Below are 16,657 nucleotides of genomic sequence, written 5' to 3' on the forward strand. Positions count from 1 at the left end.
TCGTCGAAGCTCAGCGCGGCCCCTCTCCCGCTGGGGAGAGGGGGACCGCGTCCTCTTCGGCTCGCGAGAACGATGGGCGCCGTCCGTCAGAGCGCGATCGGAACGCTGACGGAGCCGTAGGCGGTGACGACGAGGCCGCAGACGAAGGCGCCGATCATCGCGTCGTCGAACAGCGTCATGGTCTCGATCCCGGTCCGCGTCCCGCTCAGCAACGGCTGCCGCCGCTGGTCTGGCCGTACTGCCTCACCGGCCGGGTCTGCCGGTTGGCGTCGCCCTCGCTCGCCGAGCTCGGCACGCATCCGCCGGTGCGCGGCGTGCCGTCGCCGCCGATCCCGACCGAACCCGTGGTCAGGTCGTCAGGGGGGGGGACGGCGGCGCGAAGCGGTCGACGGGGGCCTCGTAGCTGAACGCGCGCGCGGGCGAGACGGGGGCGGAAACGCCGATGACGAGAGCGGCCGCGACGGCAACGAAACGCAACGTCATGACGATAGAAGACGCCTTCCAGCAATACAGGCCGCCGGTTCGACACGGTCTGATCTTGCGTCAAGCTTATATGGATCGCCCCTGACCCTCACGACGTGATGGGCTCCACGCGGCACGGCGGATGAAACGCTGGGCCGGATCGGGACGATCGCGTCACGACGATCCGGCGGGTGGCTTCGGGAGGGCGGATCCGGGCTTCGCGGGCTTGCCGGATCCGGCCTCCCTTCGATCGCGCGAGAACCGTGTCAGGGCTTGAAGTAGGGCCGTGCGACGACCGGCGACGCATCGCCGGGCCGGACGCGCGCGGCGTGCACGACGCGGCGGGCGCTCCGGGCGGGCCGCACCGCGCGCGGTGCCGCGAACCGGTCGTCGCGCATCTCGCCGAGGTAGTCCGAGCCGCCCGCCCCGAAGACGCCGCCCTGCACCACGCCGGCCGAGGGCGGGCGGCCCATGAAGAATTCCTCGGCCCCGCCGGCGAGCGCCGGCGCTGCGGCGAGGAGAAGGGCGACGGCGGGGAGGAAGGAGCGCATGCGCGCAGCTTAGGGCCGCGCGCCTCCACGCCGCGTTAACGATGTCGCGAGAGCGGACGGACCGGCATCGCGCGGGGCGGCGGCGATCACGCGGCGGGGCTCAGGTCGCAGATGCGGACCTGCGCGCGCTCGGCCCCGCGCCAGCGGTCGCAGGCGAGCGTGCCGGCGACGTGGAACTCCGAGCCGATGCCCGCCAGGATCGCCTGCCCGAGTGGCGATTGCGCGCTGCGGAAGCTGATCGCGCCGACCGCCTGCCCGTCGCGGCTGCGCAGGCGCGCACGGACATGGCCGTGGCCGACGAGGCCGGCATCGACGATGCGGTGGCGCGGCAGGGCGAAGACCGGCTCCGGCGCCCCCTGCCCGAACGGGCCAGCGCGCTGGATCAGGCGGACGGTCTCGGCCGTGGCGCCGCCGGCGCTGACCGTGCCGTCGACGAGCAGCGCCTCGACCGCGCGCGCCTGCGCCACCGCGTCCGCCAGGTCCGCGGCGAGGAAGGCGGCAAAGCGCGTCAGGTCGGGGCCGGCGAGAGTCACGCCCGCGGCCATGGCGTGGCCGCCGCCCTTCGTCGCGAGACCCGCCGCGACGGCGGCGCGGACGGCGTGGCCGAGGTCGGCGCCGGCGATCGAGCGCCCCGAGCCGGTGGCCGTCCCGTCCGGCCGCAGGGCGAAGGCGAAGGCCGGCCGGCCGAAGCGCTCCTTGAGCCGCGCCGCGATCAGCCCGACGATGCCCGGATGCCATTCGGCGCTGCCCGCGACCAGCACCGGGCGATCGGGGTCGCGGCCGAGGGCGTGGTCCATCTCGGCCTCGGCCTCCGCCACGGCCTGCGCCTCGATCGCCTGGCGCTCGCGATTCAGGCGGTCGAGCTCGACCGCGATGCGGGCGGCCTCGGCGGGGTCGTCGGTGGTGAGCAGGCGCGCGCCCAGACCCGCGTCGCCGATGCGCCCGCCGGCGTTGATGCGGGGGCCGAGGAGATAGCCGAGGTGCCACGCCTCCGGCGGCCCGTCGAGGGCGGCGGCATCGAGGAGCGCCGCGAGGCCGTGGCGGCCGCGGGCGCGCATCACGGTCAGCCCCTGGACCACGAAGGCGCGGTTGAGGCCGGTCAGCGGCACCACGTCGGCGACGGTGGCCAGCGCCACCAGGTCGAGGGCGTCGGTCAGCGACGGCTCGGGGCGCGCGGCGAAGGCCCCCTCCGCCCGCAGCGTCCGGGCCAGGGCCACCAGCGTCAGGAACACGACGCCCGCGGCGCAGAGATGGCCGAGGCCCGACAGGTCGTCGAGGCGGTTCGGGTTCACCAGCGCGCGCACCGGCGGCAGCAGCTCGGGGGCGCCGTGGTGGTCGAGGACGAGCACGTCGAGGCCGATCCGCGCCGCCTCCGCCAGGGGCCCGTGCCCGCTGGTGCCGCAATCGACGCAGACCAGCAGGGTCGCCCCCTCCCCCGCCAGCGCGGCGACCGCGGCGGTGTTCGGGCCGTAGCCCTCGGTGATCCGGTCGGGGATGTGGATGCGGGTCGGCACGCCGAGCGCGCGCAGGTATCCGGCCAGCAGGGCCGCGCTCGCGGCGCCGTCGACGTCGTAATCGCCGAACACCGCGACGCTCTCGCCCTGCCGCACCGCCCGCGCGAGGCGATCGGCGGCGGCTTCCATGTCGACGAGGCAGGCGGGGTCGGGCATCAGGTCGCGCAGGCGCGGGCGCAGGTAGGCCTCCGACCCGTCCGGCCGGACGCCGCGCCCGGCAAGCACGCGGGCCAGCAGCTCCGGCAGGCCATGGGCCTGGACCATGGTCGCGGCGTAGGCCTGCGCGGCCGGGTCGGCGCAGCGCTCCCGCCACGGCCGCCCGAGGATGGACCGGGTGACGCCGAGGAAGGCGCGGGACTCTGGAAGCAGGGCTGACACGGGGCGCACCATAGACCGCAACGGCGGCCAAATCCCGGTCCGCGTGCGGGCGTCGGCGCTACTCGTCGGCCTCCATCCCGGCCAGGGGCACGGCCAGCTCGCACAGCACGCCGTCGGGCGGGTAGGTCAGGCGGACCTCGCCGCCGATCGCCCCGGCGAGGCCGCGCTCGATCAGGCGGCTGCCGAACCCCATCCGGGTCGGGTGCGCGACCCGCGGCCCGCCGCTCTCGGCCCAGCGCAGCCGGACCATCGGCTCGCGGCCCTCCGGGTCGATCGACCAGTCCACCACCACGAAGCCCGCGGGCGTCGAGAGGGCGCCGTACTTGGCGGCGTTCGTCGCCAGCTCGTGGATCATCAGCGACAGCGACAGGGCGGCCTTGGAGCCGACCTGAACGTGCGGCCCGAACAGCCGCAGGCGGCCCGCCTGGGCATCGTCGTGGATCGTCAGCGCGCCGTGGACGACCTTCTCCAGGCTGGCGCTCTCGCGGGTGCCGTCGAGCAGGATGTCGTGGGCCTTGCCGAGCGCGATCAGCCGGTTGGCGAGGGCGTCGCGGGCGGCTTCGAGGTCGGTGGCGTTGCGCATGGTCTGCATCGCGATGGCCTGCACCATCGCCAGCGTGTTCTTCATGCGGTGGCTGAGCTCGCGGTTGAGCACCGCCTGCTGCTCCTCGGCCCGCAGGCGGCCGATGCCGACCTGGACCCGGTCCGCGACGTTGCGGGCGAAGGCGATCTCCTCCGGCAGCCAGTCGCGCGGCGCGGCGGCGTGGACGAAGAACAGCCCCACCGTGCGCCCGCGCTCCCGCACCGGCACGTCGAGCATCGCGCCGATGGCGAGCGCCGCGAACGGAGCCGCGAACGCGGCGGTGCGCGGATCGTCCGCGACCGCGCGGACGACGAGGGCGTCGCCGCGCTCGATCGAGGCGCCGAGCCGGCCGAAATCGGCGAAGCGGTGGGTCCCGGCGAGGCTGTCGGCGCCGGACGCGGTCCAGTCCTCGAGGACGGTGACCTGCGCCCCGCTGGCGTCGATCTCGCCGTAGCCGGCCCGGCTCGCGTTGAGCGTCCGCCCGACGATCTCCGCCGCCTTGGCGGTCATCGCCGCCACCGAGGCCACGTCGCGCAGGTGGTCGCCGAGCTCGATCAGGGCCGCCCGGCGGATCGAGGCGGCACGGGTCAGGCGCTCCTCCGCCTGCAGGCGGACCAGCTGGCGCCGCTCGCGCATCAGGATCATGATCTGCCGCGCGAGCCGCCGCAGCGCGTCCGCCTGCTCCTCGGTGAGGCCGTCGGGCCGGGGCACGTTGTCGATCACGCAGAGGCTGCCCAGCGCCCTGCCGCTCGTCGTGCGCAGCGGCGCCCCGGCATAGAAGCGGATCCGCGGATCGCCGGTCACGAGCGGGTTGTCGCGGGTGCGCGGGTCCAGCGTCAGGTCGGGGATGACGAGGAGATCGGGCTCGCCGAGCGCGTACTTGCAGACCGACGCGTTCAGGTCGGTCTCGCAGCGCGGGAAGCCGACGCGGGCCTTGAACCACTGCCGGTCGGCGGCGACGAGGCTGACTAGGGCCACGGGGGCGAGGCAGATCGTGCGGGCGATCTGCACCGCGTCGTCGAAGGCTTCCTCGGGTGCCGTGTCGAGGACGGCGAACGCTTCCAACTCGGCCAGTCGATCGGGATCGGAAGTCTCGGGCGACATGCCAGCCCCGGGTTGGAGATCCATCGCGCCGGATCGGCGGTCGGCGTTGCGCGTTGTAGGGCCCCGCTCGACGTCTGTCATGCCTGGAGCATCGCCCGTGATCCAGGGATCACGGGCGATGCTCCATCGCGTTGAGAGCGCGCGTTTTCTTCACGCGAGCCGGGATCCGCCTCGCTTGAAGTCGCTCCGGCGCCATTCGCGCGGGCCGCCGGGGCGCGGCCGAGGACGCGGGGGCTGCGCGACGAAAAAAGGGCGGGCATCGCTGCCCGCCCTTCGACCCCGACCCCGGGGAGCCCGGATCAGAGGTTCTTGAGGATCTGGTCGACGACCTTCTTGGCGTCGCCGAACAGCATCATCGTGTTGTCGCGGAAGAACACCTCGTTCTCGACGCCGGCGTAGCCCGAGCCCATGCCGCGCTTGATGAACAGCACGGTCTTGGCCCGCTCCACGTCGAGGATCGGCATGCCGTAGATCGGCGAGGTCTTGTCGGTCTTGGCGGCCGGGTTGGTGACGTCGTTGGCGCCGATCACGAAGGCCACGTCGGCCTGCGGGAACTCGCCGTTGATGTCCTCCAGCTCGAACACCTCGTCGTAGGGGACGTTGGCTTCGGCGAGCAGCACGTTCATGTGACCGGGCATGCGGCCGGCGACGGGATGGATGGCGTACTTCACGTCGACGCCCTCCTTCTTGAGCAGGTCGGCCATCTCGCGGAGCGAGTGCTGGGCCTGCGCCACCGCCATGCCGTAGCCCGGCACGATGATGACGCGCTCGGCGTTCTTCATGATGTAGGCCGCGTCGTCCGACGAGCCCTGCTTGACCGGCCGAGTCTCGACCTCGCCGCCGCCGGCCGCAGCCGCGTCGCCGCCGAAGCCGCCGAGGATCACCGAGATGAACGAGCGGTTCATCGCGTGGCACATGATGTAGGACAGGATCGCGCCCGAGGAGCCGACCAGCGCGCCGGTGATGATCAGCGCGAGGTTGCCGAGCGTGAAGCCGATGCCGGCCGCGGCCCAGCCCGAGTACGAGTTCAGCATCGAGACGACGACGGGCATGTCGGCGCCGCCGATCGGGATGATGAGCAGGCCGCCGAGCGCGAACGACAGCAGCACGATCAGCCAGAACACGACCTTGCTCTCGCCGCCGATGAACACCGCGATCAGCACGACCAGCGCCACCGCGAGGCCGATGTTGATGAGGTGGCGGCTCGGCAGCATGATCGGCTTGCCGGACATGCGCCCGTCGAGCTTGGCGAAGGCGATGACCGAGCCGGTGAAGGTGATCGCGCCGATCGCCGCGCCGAGCGCCATCTCGAACAGCGACTCCTTGTGGATGTGGCCGTTCTCGAGGATGCCCACCGCCTGCGGCGCGTAGAGGGTCGCCGCCGCGCCCGCGACGGCGGCGAGGCCGACGAGCGAGTGGAAGGCCGCCACGAGCTGCGGCATCGCCGTCATCGGCACGCGCTTGGCGATGACCGCACCCGCGCCGCCGCCGATGGCGAGCCCGAGGATGACGAGGAGCCAGGCGGCCGCGCCGGCCGGCGGATGGCCGACCAGGGTGGTGAGCACGGCGAGCGCCATGCCGATCATGCCGTAGAGGTTGCCCTGCCGCGACGTCGTCGGGTGCGAGAGCCCCCGCAGCGCCATGATGAACAGGACGCCCGAGACGATGTAGAGAAGGGCGGAGACGTTCTGGGACATGTCTCAGGCCTTCTTCTTGTACATGGCGAGCATGCGCTGGGTCACCAGGAAGCCGCCGAAGATGTTCACGCTCGCCAGCACGATGCCGATGAACCCGAAGGCGCGGGCCCAGCCGGTGCCCTTCTCGATCAGGGGCACGCCGGCGGCCAGGATCGCGCCGACGATGATCACCGACGAGATCGCGTTGGTGACCGACATCAGCGGCGTGTGCAGCGCCGGGGTCACCGACCACACCACGTAGTAGCCGACGAAGATCGCGAGCACGAAGATCGCGAGCTGGAACACGGTGGCGTCGACCGCGCCGTGGGTCACGGCGCTGAGACCGTGGCCGACGCCGTCGGCGATGGCCTGGGCCTGGTCGGCGGCGTTGCGCGCGGCGGCGGCGGCCGAGCGCGCGGTGTCGGCGAGGACGCGGGTCTGGTCGACCGCCTGATCGGGGGGGATGTTGGCCATCGTTATGCTCCTCGCGACCGGCCTACGCCGCGCCCGTTGCCTGTGTGCTGGGTGACTGCGACACCCCGGTCTTCGACAGCCCGACCGAGGCCTGCTCGGATTGCGGCGCGTCCTGCGGGCGGTCGGCGACCGCCGCGTCGGCCTTCGGCTGGAAGGACGGGTGCACGACGGCGCCGTCGTGGGTCAGGTTCGTGGCCTTGACGAGCTCGTCGTCCCACTTGATCGCCAGAGCCTTCGACTCCTTGTCGACCAGGGTCTCGACGAAGGCGTAGAGGTTGCGCGCGTAGAGCGCCGAGGCGCTCGCCGCGAGGCGGCCGGCGACGTTGAGGTGGCCGACGATCTTCACGCCGCGATCGTTCACCACGACCTCGCCGGGCTTGGCGCCCTCGACGTTGCCGCCGCGCTCGACCGCGAGGTCGACCAGCACCGAGCCGGGCTTCATCGAGGCGACCATCGCCGCCGAGACGAGCTTCGGCGCCGGGCGCCCGGGGATCAGCGCCGTGGTGATGACGATGTCCTGCTTGGCGATGTGGGTCGCGACCAGCTCGGCCTGCTTCTTCTGGTACTCGGCCGACATCTCCTTGGCGTAGCCGCCCTTGGTCTCGGCCTGCTTGAACTCGTCGTCCTCGACGGCGACGAACTTCGCGCCGAGCGACTCGACCTGCTCCTTGGTGGCGGGGCGCACGTCGGTAGCGGTGACGACCGCGCCCATGCGGCGCGCCGTGGCGATCGCCTGGAGCCCGGCGACGCCGACGCCCATCACGAACACGCGGGCGGCGGGCACGGTGCCGGCCGCCGTCATCATCATCGGCATGGCGCGGCCGTACTCGGAGGCACCGTCGACCACCGAACGGTAGCCGGCGAGGTTGGCCTGGCTCGAGAGCACGTCCATCACCTGCGCGCGGGTGATGCGCGGCATCAGCTCCATGGCGAAGCCGTCGACGCCGGCCTCGGCCATCGCCTGCAGCTCGGCCTCGCGGCCGTAGGGGTCCATGATCGCGACGACCACGGCGCCCCGCTTCAGGAGCTTCAGCTCCTCGGCGGCGGGGCGGCGGACCTTGAGGATCAGGTCGGCGTCGCGGGCGGCCTCCACGGCCGAGGCCGCGACCGAGGCGCCGACGGCCTCGTACTCGGAATCCGGCATGCCGGCCTTCAGCCCGGCGCCCGACTGCACGGTCACGTCCGCGCCGAGCGCCAGGAACTTCTTGACCGTCTCGGGCACCGCCGCGACCCGCGGTTCCGCGGAATCGGTCTCCGACAGGACAGCGATGCGCATTCAGGATTTCCCCTCGATGGACCGCTCCCGAATGCGCGAAATGGAACGGCTTTTCGAGGCGGGTTGAACGGACGGACTGACGGAAGCGTTACGATTGTAATGGCAGGCCCGGGCGCGGGGCGCGGACCGTCCCGGGCTCAGGGAGAGGACGAGCGTTCAGGCGAAGGCGAGGTAGAGCGCCATCAGGATGGCCACGACGCAAGGCGCGCGCCAGCCGATGTTCGGAGCGAAGGCGCCGAGCGCGCCGGCCGCACTCGACAGGACGACGCCGAGGATCGCCGTGAGCCAAGCCTCGCGGATGCCGCCGACCGCCAGCGCGAGCACCCAGCAGATCACCACCCCGGTGGCGATCTCGACGAAGCGGACGAATCCCCGATAGGTCTGCTCGTGCGTCTTCGCGTCCATCGCGGGGCTGTAGGCCACCCCGGAAACGCCCTTCGTATCGGCCATCGTGCGCTCGTCCTCGACGCTACCACTCTCGATGGGTGCGGGTTTAGCCCAAGCTTATTGCTGCCGCAATCGGCCGCAACCGGCATCGCACGGCTTCGCTTGGGCCTCAATTCACTTGCGCACAAAACACCCGCCGAACACGCGATCGTGAGCCGGCGAAGGCCGCCTCCGCGGCCCGCCGCCCCGGTCAGGCCGGCAGGGCCAGCCCCACCGCGCCGAGCGCCTCGGCCTGCCGCGCGGCGAGGGCGTCGAGGCTGAAGCGCTCGATCTCGGCCTCGAACAGGCGGTGGTAGTTCAGCTCGGACTTTAGGTGCAGGAATACCGCGCCCAGGCCGACGGCGGCCCGGTCCATGAACACGAATTCCTGCGGCACCGTCACCGGGCCCCGCGCCTTGAGGGCCTGGTGCACCTCAAAGGCCTGGCGCCGGCCGTATTCGCCCGGCTTCACCCCGTCGGCGACGGTGCGGGTGCGGTCCTCCAGCAGCGGCCCGTAGATGAACCGCGCCCAGATGTTGAGGATCTCGATCTTCTCCTTGTCGAGGTCCTTGAAGCCCCAGACCTCGTAGGCGTGGACGATCCGGGCCATGTCGTCGGTGAGGAGGCCGCGGTAGAGGTCGACCACGCCGCCGACGAAGCGCGGATGGAAGATCCGCACGCAGCCGTAATCGAGCAGGTTGATGCCCTGCGGCTCCCGGTCCCCCGCGCCGCCCTCCGAGAACACGGTGTAGTTGCCGAGATGCGGGTCGCCGTGGATCACCGCGGCGCGGCTGAACGGGTGCCACCACGCCTTGAACATCGCCTGCGCGATGCGGTTGCGGATCTCGACCGGCGACTCGGTGAAGCTCAGGATGCGCTCGCCGTCGAGCCAGCCGAGCGTGAGCAGGCGCTTGGTCGAAAGGTCCTCGTGGATCGCCGGCACGCGCACCTGCGCGATGTCCTTGAGCACGGCGCCGTAGAGCGCGCCGTGCTTGGCCTCGCGGGCGTAGTCGAGCTCCTCCCGCACCCGGGCGCCGATCTCCTTGGCGATCTCGCGGGTGTCGAGCCAGGAATTCATCCGCCGGTGCAGGGCGAAGGCGACCTCGAGCTGCTTCAGATCGGCTTCCACCGCCGACTGCATGTCCGGGTACTGCAGCTTGCAGGCGAGCGCCGTGCCGTCGAGCGCGGTGGCGCGATGGACCTGGCCGAGCGAGGCGGCGGCGGCGGGCTTTAGGTCGAAGCGCTCGAACCGCGCCTGCCAGCCGACGCCGAGCTCGGCCTGCATCCGGCGCTTGACGAAGGCCGCGCCCATCGGCGGCGCATCCGATTGCAGCTTCTGCAGCTCGGCCGCGTATTCGGGCGGCAGCAGGTCGGGCACGGTGGCGAGCAGCTGCGCCACCTTCATGATCGGGCCCTTGAGGCCGCCGAGCGCCTGGGCGAGCGCCGCCGCGTTGGTGGTGCCCTCCTTGCCGAACAGGCGTGCGCCCGCCATCCGCGCGGCGACGCCGCCGACATTGGCGCCGACGCGGGCGTAGCGGCTGGCGCGGGCGGAAAAGCGGTTGGCTTCCGGATCGGTCTCTGACATCGGCTGGGTCTGCACCTCTCCCCGACCGCGGAGCGCGATCCGACCGTGTCGGACCGGGCGCTCCGGATCTTGCTTCGACGTGCTTGCCCTCGACGAACCGGACGCCGGACCCTCGGGACGCGCACGACGGACCGGCGCGTCCGGACGCGTCCGCGGATCGCGGCATCCGGGAACGATCGTTCCGTGAGGCTGCAGATAAGCTCTTCGCCGCCTCCCGCCAGGGCGCTGGGTCCCTGGGTCGCGGCACCCTCCGCCGGCCGTCGCCGCGCCGGCAGGGCGCTCCTCCACAGCGCGAATGTTGCCGCCCGGCCACAATCCCGAGCGATCGGGATTTCCATTCGTTTCCAGCTTGAGTCACGGAAACGTGAGGCTCATACGTTACTGAGTTCAAGAACGATGCGCATCGACAAGACATCGTGAATGCCCGAAGGAATGCGTCGATCGCATTCTTCGGAAAGAACACGCACCTTCGCGTGCCGCCATCGGCCGTAGTTCTTCACTCGAATACGGTGACATCCATGCCCTTGACCTTTCGTCCGCGCGCGCTCGGCGTCGCAGGCCTGACCTATGCCCTGTGCGCGACGGTTTCCCCGGCGGCTCTGGCGCAGTCGGCCGGCTACCAGGATCCCGGTCGCGTCGGCGACCCGGCGAGCTGGCGCACCCCGGAATACCTCGCCGATTACGGCAAGGCCTCGATGAACGCCGACCAAGCCTATGCCCGCGGCATCACCGGCAGGGGCGTCCTGGTCGGCTCGGTGGATTCGGGGTTCCTCGGGACGCATCCGGAATTCGCCGGTCGCGCTCGGGCGATCACCAACACCGGCAGCTATTCCTCGAGCAGCTTCCGCTACGACAGCGGCACGACGCGCTCGGACTTCTTCACCGCCGGCCAGCCCTATTCGGTGCCCGGCACCTGGGTGCGCGGCGTCAACGACGACCACGGCACCCACGTCGACGGCACCATCGTCGCCAACCGCGACGGCACCGGCACCCACGGCGTCGCCTTCGGCGCCCAGCTGATCGCGACCAACACCAACGGCACCGACTCGTCGATCTACGGCCCGAACGCGGACTACGCCTACTTCAAGGGCGCCTACGGCAACCTCGTCGCGCAGGGCGCACGGCTGATCAACAGCAGCTGGGGCAGCCCGCCGCCGCGCGACAACTACAACACGCTGGCCGGCCTCACGGCCGCCTACGCCCCCTTCACGCGCCAGCTGAGCTGGCTCAACGCCATCGCGGATGCGGGCCGCGCCGGCGTGATCCAGGTCGTCGCCGCCGGAAACGCCGGGGTCAACAACCCGACCATCCGCGCGGCGCTGCCCTACTTCCAGCCGGACCTCGAGAAGGACTGGATCGCCGCGTCGGGCCTGAATGCCGCCGACCAGACCCAGTTCAACCGCTGCGGCGTCGCCAAGTACTGGTGCATCGCCGCGCCCGGCCGCAGCATCACCTCGACGGTGGTCAACCTGACGACCGGCGAGGCCGGCTACGGGGTGAAGAGCGGCACCTCGATGTCGGCCCCGCACGTCTCCGGCGCCCTGGCGCTGGTGATGGAGCGCTACGCCTACATGACCAACGAGCAGGCGCGCGACGTGCTGCTGACCACCGCCACCCATCTCGGGACCGGCCCCGCCGACGTGCCGAACGAGGTCTTCGGCTGGGGCAAGATCGACCTCGGCCGCGCGATGAACGGCCCGGGCCAGTTCCTCGGCCGCTTCGACGCCAGCCTCGGCGCCGGCGTCGCCGACACCTGGTCGAACAACATCTCCGACGCGGCCCTGCGCCAGCGCTTCGTCGAGGACAGCGCCGAGCACGCGGCCTGGGAGCAGACGAAGGCGGCGCGCGGCTGGACGAACGGGCTGCCCGCGACGGCGACGCCCGACGAGCAGGCCGAGTACGGATGGCGGGTCGCCCGCGACCAGGCCTTTCTCGCGCGCACCTACCAGGGCGGCCTGACGAAGTCCGGCGGCGGCGTGCTCGAGCTGACCGGGGCCAGCACCTATACCGGCACCACCGAGGTGAACGGCGGCCTCCTCGCGGTCAACGGCTCCATCACCTCGACGGCCAACGTCAACGCGGGCGGCACCCTCGGCGGCGGCGGCAGCGTCGGCGCCCTCAACGTCCGCGGCGGCGGAACGGTCGCGCCGGGCAACAGCATCGGGACGCTGACGGTCGCCGGCAACGCGACCTTCGCGGCCGGCTCGCTCTACGCCGTCGAGGTCGCGCCGGGCGGGCGCAGCGACCGGATCGCGGCGGCCGGCACGGCGCAGATCGCCGGCGGCACCGTCTCGGTGTCGCTGGAGAACGCCGCCGCGCCGCTCAGCGCGGCCGAAGCCCGGAGCCTGCTCGGGCAGCGCTACACCATCCTGACCGCGGCCGGCGGCGTCGCCGGGCGCTTCGACCTCGCGACCCCGAGCTACACCTTCATCGGGACCGACCTCGCCTACGGCGCCAACGCCGTCGACCTCTCGGTGTCGCGCAACGCGACGACCTTCGCCTCGGTCGGCACGACGCGCAACCAGTCCGCGGTCGGTGCCGGCATCGAAGGCCTCGGCGCCGGCAACCGCCTCTACGAGACCATCCTCGTGACCACCAACCCGGAGGCGGCGCGCAGCGCCTTCGGGTCGCTGGCCGGCGACATCCACGCGAGCACGGTCTCGGCCGAGTTCGAGACCGCGTTCTTCGTCCGCGAGGCGATCCTCGACCGGATGCGCTGGGGCTCCACCCCCGGGGCGCCCGAGAGCCTGAGCTACGGCACCCTGCCCGCCACCTACACGGCGGACCTGCCGGGGCGCCGCGTCGCGCCGTCGCCGGTGCCGATGCAGGTGATCGATCCGCGGGTCGCCGGGTTCTGGGGCCAGGGCTTCGGCGCCTTCGGGCAGGCGCGGACCGACGGCAACGCCGCCGGGCTCAACCGCCAGACCTCGGGCTTCGTGCTCGGCGGCGACGTGCGCCTCGAGAACGGCATCCGGGTCGGCGTGGCCGGCGGCTACACCACGACCAGCCTCGACACGGCCGGCCGCCTGCAATCGGCGACGATCGAGAGCGGCTTCGGCGGCGTCTACGGCGGCTACGAGCTCGGCCCGGTCGCGCTGCGGCTGGGCGCGGTCTACGCCGACAATTCGGCGCGCACGCGCCGCACCGCTCTGTTCGCCGGGCTGACCGACACGCCGAGCGCCCGCACCGGGGGCTCGACGATCCAGGGTTTCGGCGAGATCGGCTACCGGATCTTCCTCGGCGAGGGCCGCTCGGCGCTGGTCTCGAAGGATCCCGTCGCGCCGGCGGTCCAGGCGCTCAGCTACATCGAGCCGTTCGTCGGGGGCGCCTACGTCTCGATCGGGCGCGACCGCTTCGTGGAGACCGGGGGCCTCGCGGCGCTCACGAGCTTCGCCCGCGATTACGACCTCGGGGCGGCCACCGCCGGCGTCCGGGCGCAGACGAGCCTCGACCTCGGGTTCGGGACGCCGGTCTCGGCCCATGGCCTGATCGGCTACCGCCGCGCCTTCGGCGACGTCGTGCCCAAGGCGCTGCTCGCCTTCGGCACCGGACCGAGCTTCCTGACCGCCGGCATCCCGATCGACCGCGACGCCCTCGTCGCCGAGGCCGGGCTCGACCTGCGGGTCTCGGCCAACGCCACGATCGGCATCGCCTATACCGGGCAGGTCGGGTCCCGCGCCGAGGACCATGCGGCGAAGGGCAACTTCACCTATCGCTTCTGATACGCCGCTTGCGGCGCCGATGCGCCGCCCGGGCCCGGCCGACGATCCACGGCCGGGCCTCGCCGCGACGCAAGGGACGCCTCGGCCGGCGGCGCGCGCGGAGTCGGGTCACGGCGCTCGCGCAAGCGGCCGAGGGAGCCGAGCGTTGCCCTCGGGTGTTGAGACGTTGTCGCGACGCCGAGGGAGCGTCGTCGGCCATGGATCCGCCGATGACCTACGCACGCGTCGCCTTCGCCCTGATCCTCTGCGCCGGCCCCTGTCTCGCCGCGCCGTCCCCGGCCGAGGAGGAGGCCGAGATGGTCCAGGGGATGGTGCGCATCGTCGGGGCGCAGGCCGGCATCACGCTGTACTGCCGGAAGACCTACACGATCGACGACACGGTGTCGGACGGGCTGCTCCGGACGGTTCGTCCCACCCTCGACAAGGCGATCGGCCACCGGCAGGCGCAGGCCGCGATCGACGAGGAAGGGCAGCGCCTCGCCCGGGAGATCGCGGAGGTCGGCGCCGAGCGCTGGTGCGCCGACCAGCGCGACATCCTCAACACCGACGGGGTCCGCGTCTTTTTGGACTGAGCGCCCGCCGTGGATCGGCCTCATTAACCGATCACCGGCATCCTACGATCCATCGTAAGGGTTCCAGCGTGCCGAAGATCCCCACCGTCGCCGTAGCCGGATTGTGGTCCGCGATCACCGTGGCGGCGCTCGGCGTCGTTGCGATGGATCAGGCGCAATCGATGCGCCGCGCCGAGGCCATCACCGCGCCGGCCGCCATCGCGGCCGATCCCGCGACCACGGCCGCGATCATCCTCACCGACGCGACCGGCAACCGATACCGGAAGCGGGTCGACTGAGAGACGCTAGCTCGGCTGCTCCTCGGTCTGCGCGATCGCGGCCGCGTCGTCCATCGGCGGCGTCGGGCCGAGGTCGGGCATCGGATCGCCGGTCGGCTCCTGGGGGCCCGGCGACGGGTCTCCGATCGGCGCCGGATCGTCGCCCGGTCGCGGGGTGTCGGCGTCGCTCATCGTCTCGCTCCCAGGATGTATCCGCGGGCAAAGCGGCGAGCAGCGCGCGCGTTCCCTGCTCCCTCGCCAAGCTCTGCTCACTCGCCAAGTTCCATTCCGTCGTCGAGTGCTCCGCCGACGGAGGCGCCCCCGGGCAACCGTCGGGATCGCCGACCGCCACCGGAACCACGAGGCCGGTCGGCCACCCGGCTATCGACGGGAGGGATCGACGCTCGGCTGTCGCCGGTGGACCTTGCGAGAGCCATCGGGTCGGACCGCGTATGCATTCCCGCTGCGGATCGCCTCATCCACGTTGCGCGGGCCGGCGATGCCCTCGGTGCCCCCGGGTGCCGTCGCCGGGAGCTGCCCGCCCGGCGGCGTCGGGGCCGCGCCCGAGAGCGCGAGGGCGGCGCCGCTCCAGGCGAGGGCCGCAGCCGTCACGCCGAGCGCCCACGCCTTGCTGTTCCGTTTCGGCATCGCGCCCTCCGTTCCTCGTCGCGGCGACGGACCAATCGCGGCACGCAGGGCACTGTTCCGGCCAGCCGCCGCGACCGACGGTCCGGCAACGAGCGATGTGCGGGCTTCGACGAACGGGGAGTCGACGATGAGTCGCGCGTCGCGGCCGGCGGGCGGGGCGGATCGCGACGGGGACCGCGCCGCATCCCGTGCCTTGACGAAGCGCCGTCAAACGTAGTCAAAGACGCCCCTGACGCGCCAGAACCCTTAGGTCTGTCAAGGGTTTCGGAATGCCCGCCGGTGTAGCACAGCGGTAGTGCAGCGGTTTTGTAAACCGAAGGTCGGGAGTTCGATCCTCTCCACCGGCACCATAAATTGCAATGACTTACGGCCATTTTGCCCTCCTTTTCGAGGCGCCGCTTGGGCCTGGGGTAACAGCCAGGGTAACAAGCAGCGCATTTCGAGATGCTAGGGGCGCCCGCGGTATCTGATCGCCGCCCCGGACAAAGGGCCTCGGGCTTGGCTTACCCATGGGTCGGTCTGAGGATCGACCGTCCATGGCCCCCATGCTCAGGTTCTGCCTCGCTTCTGGGCGGGCGTGGACGATACTGTTCGATCAGCGCCACGCGCTTCATGCCCTCCGCCGTTCATTCGACCCCGCGCCGCAACGAGGTCGCAGCGGCATTGATCGGCAACGTTCGCTGGGTCAGGAGTTGGCACCAAACTGTCATAGTAGGTCGCCAGCGCTGCCATGCCTGCCGAGGTCGAAGGCGTGGCCTTTCGGAGATCGCGGCGGCGGGAATGCCGAAGTTTGCACAGGTGTTTCCGCTCAGCGACGACCGCGGCGAGGTTTGGGGCGTTGGCCGCCCGAGCATGCGCCAGTGCCACCATAGCTTGCCGATCGCGGACAACGGCAGCGCGGTGCTCAGCAATAGCCTGCAGGACCGGATCGGCTGGCGCCTCGGCGGCTGTTGTCTCAGGCGTCGCCAGTAGAGCGATGAAGCCGGTGGCGAGCGCCCGGCGGGTCAAGTGATGGCTCATGGCATCCTCACGAGGGATGCCGACCGCACGGGATTGCGCGCTCGGCGTTCGTGAGGCCCGGCCGGGCTCGACTTGAAGGGGGGGCGTTTCACCACCCCCTTGCCCGCGAGTGGCCGGGCCAGGGTATCAGCGCAGGTGCGAGAACCTGGGGCCAAGGCCCGCGCGGGTCGCCAAGGCGTCGGCAACGCGAATGCGCTCTCGATACCGCAGCAAAGCCGCGTCGGCTTCGTTGGCGACCCTGTTGGATCGCGCTATGTCTGCCGAGTCCCAACGGATGTCCGCGACGGCGTGGTAGGCGAGGATCATGCGTATTGAACGACCCTCTTCTCTGCGTGCCGAGCGTGTTCGATCAATGCGCCAATCTCCACACTCGCTTGTCGAGCTAGCGCCATCGTCACCACAGGATCGC

General features: G+C 71.7%; 14 protein-coding genes and 1 tRNA gene. 4 read left to right on the forward strand and 11 right to left on the reverse strand.

Annotated elements, in window-relative coordinates:
- Positions 1-728: 728 nt before the first annotated feature.
- The 8 genes from MKK64_RS06675 to MKK64_RS06710 all read right to left on the reverse strand — a co-directional run bounded on the left by MKK64_RS06675 (position 729) and on the right by MKK64_RS06710 (position 10,029).
- Positions 729-1,013 (reverse strand): hypothetical protein, encoded by a 285-nt coding sequence (locus tag MKK64_RS06675; protein ID WP_243932789.1) that lies wholly within the window; start codon positions 1,011-1,013, stop codon positions 729-731.
- An 86-nt stretch (positions 1,014-1,099) separates the two neighbouring features.
- Complete coding sequence (gene recJ, locus MKK64_RS06680; RefSeq protein ID WP_147858907.1) at positions 1,100-2,917, reverse strand: single-stranded-DNA-specific exonuclease RecJ; 1,818 nt, start codon at positions 2,915-2,917, stop codon at positions 1,100-1,102.
- A 46-nt stretch (positions 2,918-2,963) separates the two neighbouring features.
- Positions 2,964-4,616, reverse strand: a complete 1,653-nt coding sequence (locus tag MKK64_RS06685; RefSeq protein ID WP_243932801.1) for a sensor histidine kinase — start codon at positions 4,614-4,616, stop codon at positions 2,964-2,966.
- Between the two features lie 275 nt (positions 4,617-4,891).
- Positions 4,892-6,289, reverse strand: a complete 1,398-nt coding sequence (locus tag MKK64_RS06690; RefSeq protein ID WP_243932803.1) for an NAD(P)(+) transhydrogenase (Re/Si-specific) subunit beta — start codon at positions 6,287-6,289, stop codon at positions 4,892-4,894.
- Between the two features lie 3 nt (positions 6,290-6,292).
- Positions 6,293-6,742 (reverse strand): NAD(P) transhydrogenase subunit alpha, encoded by a 450-nt coding sequence (locus MKK64_RS06695; RefSeq protein ID WP_147726547.1) that lies wholly within the window; start codon positions 6,740-6,742, stop codon positions 6,293-6,295.
- A gap of 22 nt (positions 6,743-6,764) precedes the next feature.
- A complete protein-coding gene (locus MKK64_RS06700; RefSeq protein WP_243932806.1) occupies positions 6,765-8,018 on the reverse strand; it encodes a Re/Si-specific NAD(P)(+) transhydrogenase subunit alpha in 1,254 nt (417 codons plus the stop codon).
- A gap of 156 nt (positions 8,019-8,174) precedes the next feature.
- The gene (locus MKK64_RS06705; protein WP_147726543.1) at positions 8,175-8,468 is read right to left on the reverse strand and encodes an aa3-type cytochrome c oxidase subunit IV; all 294 of its coding nucleotides are present in this window, start codon (positions 8,466-8,468) and stop codon (positions 8,175-8,177) included.
- Between the two features lie 187 nt (positions 8,469-8,655).
- Positions 8,656-10,029, reverse strand: coding sequence for an ABC1 kinase family protein (locus MKK64_RS06710; RefSeq protein ID WP_147726542.1), 1,374 nt, complete (start codon positions 10,027-10,029; stop codon positions 8,656-8,658).
- 518 nt (positions 10,030-10,547) lie between these two features.
- Between MKK64_RS06710 and MKK64_RS28050 the strand changes: the two genes are divergently transcribed.
- The 3 genes from MKK64_RS28050 to MKK64_RS06735 all read left to right on the forward strand — a co-directional run bounded on the left by MKK64_RS28050 (position 10,548) and on the right by MKK64_RS06735 (position 14,601).
- The gene (locus MKK64_RS28050; protein WP_279593057.1) at positions 10,548-13,751 is read left to right on the forward strand and encodes an autotransporter serine protease; all 3,204 of its coding nucleotides are present in this window, start codon (positions 10,548-10,550) and stop codon (positions 13,749-13,751) included.
- Positions 13,752-13,960: 209 nt separating this feature from the next.
- Positions 13,961-14,323 (forward strand): hypothetical protein, encoded by a 363-nt coding sequence (locus tag MKK64_RS06730; RefSeq protein ID WP_147726540.1) that lies wholly within the window; start codon positions 13,961-13,963, stop codon positions 14,321-14,323.
- A 68-nt stretch (positions 14,324-14,391) separates the two neighbouring features.
- Complete coding sequence (locus MKK64_RS06735; protein WP_243932808.1) at positions 14,392-14,601, forward strand: hypothetical protein; 210 nt, start codon at positions 14,392-14,394, stop codon at positions 14,599-14,601.
- 6 nt (positions 14,602-14,607) lie between these two features.
- Here MKK64_RS06735 and MKK64_RS06740 read toward each other — a convergent pair whose 3' ends face one another.
- Both MKK64_RS06740 and MKK64_RS06745 read right to left on the reverse strand, forming a co-directional pair.
- Positions 14,608-14,772 carry a hypothetical protein gene (locus tag MKK64_RS06740; RefSeq protein ID WP_187274755.1) on the reverse strand — a complete coding sequence of 55 codons (165 nt, stop codon included), beginning with the start codon at positions 14,770-14,772 and terminating at the stop codon, positions 14,608-14,610.
- A 189-nt stretch (positions 14,773-14,961) separates the two neighbouring features.
- On the reverse strand, positions 14,962-15,228 hold the full coding sequence (locus MKK64_RS06745) for a hypothetical protein (protein ID WP_147858906.1): 267 nt from the start codon (positions 15,226-15,228) through the stop codon (positions 14,962-14,964).
- Positions 15,229-15,503: 275 nt separating this feature from the next.
- On the opposite strand from MKK64_RS06745, the gene MKK64_RS06750 reads away from it, so the two are divergent.
- A tRNA-Thr gene (locus tag MKK64_RS06750) sits at positions 15,504-15,578 on the forward strand.
- Positions 15,579-16,374: 796 nt separating this feature from the next.
- Here the strand turns inward: MKK64_RS06750 and MKK64_RS06755 are convergent.
- Positions 16,375-16,554 carry a hypothetical protein gene (locus tag MKK64_RS06755; RefSeq protein ID WP_243932810.1) on the reverse strand — a complete coding sequence of 60 codons (180 nt, stop codon included), beginning with the start codon at positions 16,552-16,554 and terminating at the stop codon, positions 16,375-16,377.
- Positions 16,555-16,657: the final 103 nt, after the last annotated feature.

Origin of the sequence: Methylobacterium sp. E-025 (genome assembly GCF_022829705.1) — a bacterium.
GTDB lineage: Bacteria > Pseudomonadota > Alphaproteobacteria > Rhizobiales > Beijerinckiaceae > Methylobacterium.

What these genes read in the sequence shown, in the direction of transcription:
- MKK64_RS06675 (WP_243932789.1), bottom strand. Translation starts at nt 1,013, where the DNA reads ATGCGCTCCTTCCTCCCCGCCGTCGCCCTTCTCCTCGCCGCAGCGCCG.
- recJ (WP_147858907.1), bottom strand. Translation starts at nt 2,917, where the DNA reads ATGGTGCGCCCCGTGTCAGCCCTGCTTCCAGAGTCCCGCGCCTTCCTC.
- MKK64_RS06685 (WP_243932801.1), bottom strand. Translation starts at nt 4,616, where the DNA reads ATGGATCTCCAACCCGGGGCTGGCATGTCGCCCGAGACTTCCGATCCC.
- MKK64_RS06690 (WP_243932803.1), bottom strand. Translation starts at nt 6,289, where the DNA reads ATGTCCCAGAACGTCTCCGCCCTTCTCTACATCGTCTCGGGCGTCCTG.
- MKK64_RS06695 (WP_147726547.1), bottom strand. Translation starts at nt 6,742, where the DNA reads ATGGCCAACATCCCCCCCGATCAGGCGGTCGACCAGACCCGCGTCCTC.
- MKK64_RS06700 (WP_243932806.1), bottom strand. Translation starts at nt 8,018, where the DNA reads ATGCGCATCGCTGTCCTGTCGGAGACCGATTCCGCGGAACCGCGGGTC.
- MKK64_RS06705 (WP_147726543.1), bottom strand. Translation starts at nt 8,468, where the DNA reads ATGGCCGATACGAAGGGCGTTTCCGGGGTGGCCTACAGCCCCGCGATG.
- MKK64_RS06710 (WP_147726542.1), bottom strand. Translation starts at nt 10,029, where the DNA reads ATGTCAGAGACCGATCCGGAAGCCAACCGCTTTTCCGCCCGCGCCAGC.
- MKK64_RS28050 (WP_279593057.1), top strand. Translation starts at nt 10,548, where the DNA reads ATGCCCTTGACCTTTCGTCCGCGCGCGCTCGGCGTCGCAGGCCTGACC.
- MKK64_RS06730 (WP_147726540.1), top strand. Translation starts at nt 13,961, where the DNA reads ATGACCTACGCACGCGTCGCCTTCGCCCTGATCCTCTGCGCCGGCCCC.
- MKK64_RS06740 (WP_187274755.1), bottom strand. Translation starts at nt 14,772, where the DNA reads ATGAGCGACGCCGACACCCCGCGACCGGGCGACGATCCGGCGCCGATC.
- MKK64_RS06745 (WP_147858906.1), bottom strand. Translation starts at nt 15,228, where the DNA reads ATGCCGAAACGGAACAGCAAGGCGTGGGCGCTCGGCGTGACGGCTGCG.
- MKK64_RS06755 (WP_243932810.1), bottom strand. Translation starts at nt 16,554, where the DNA reads ATGATCCTCGCCTACCACGCCGTCGCGGACATCCGTTGGGACTCGGCA.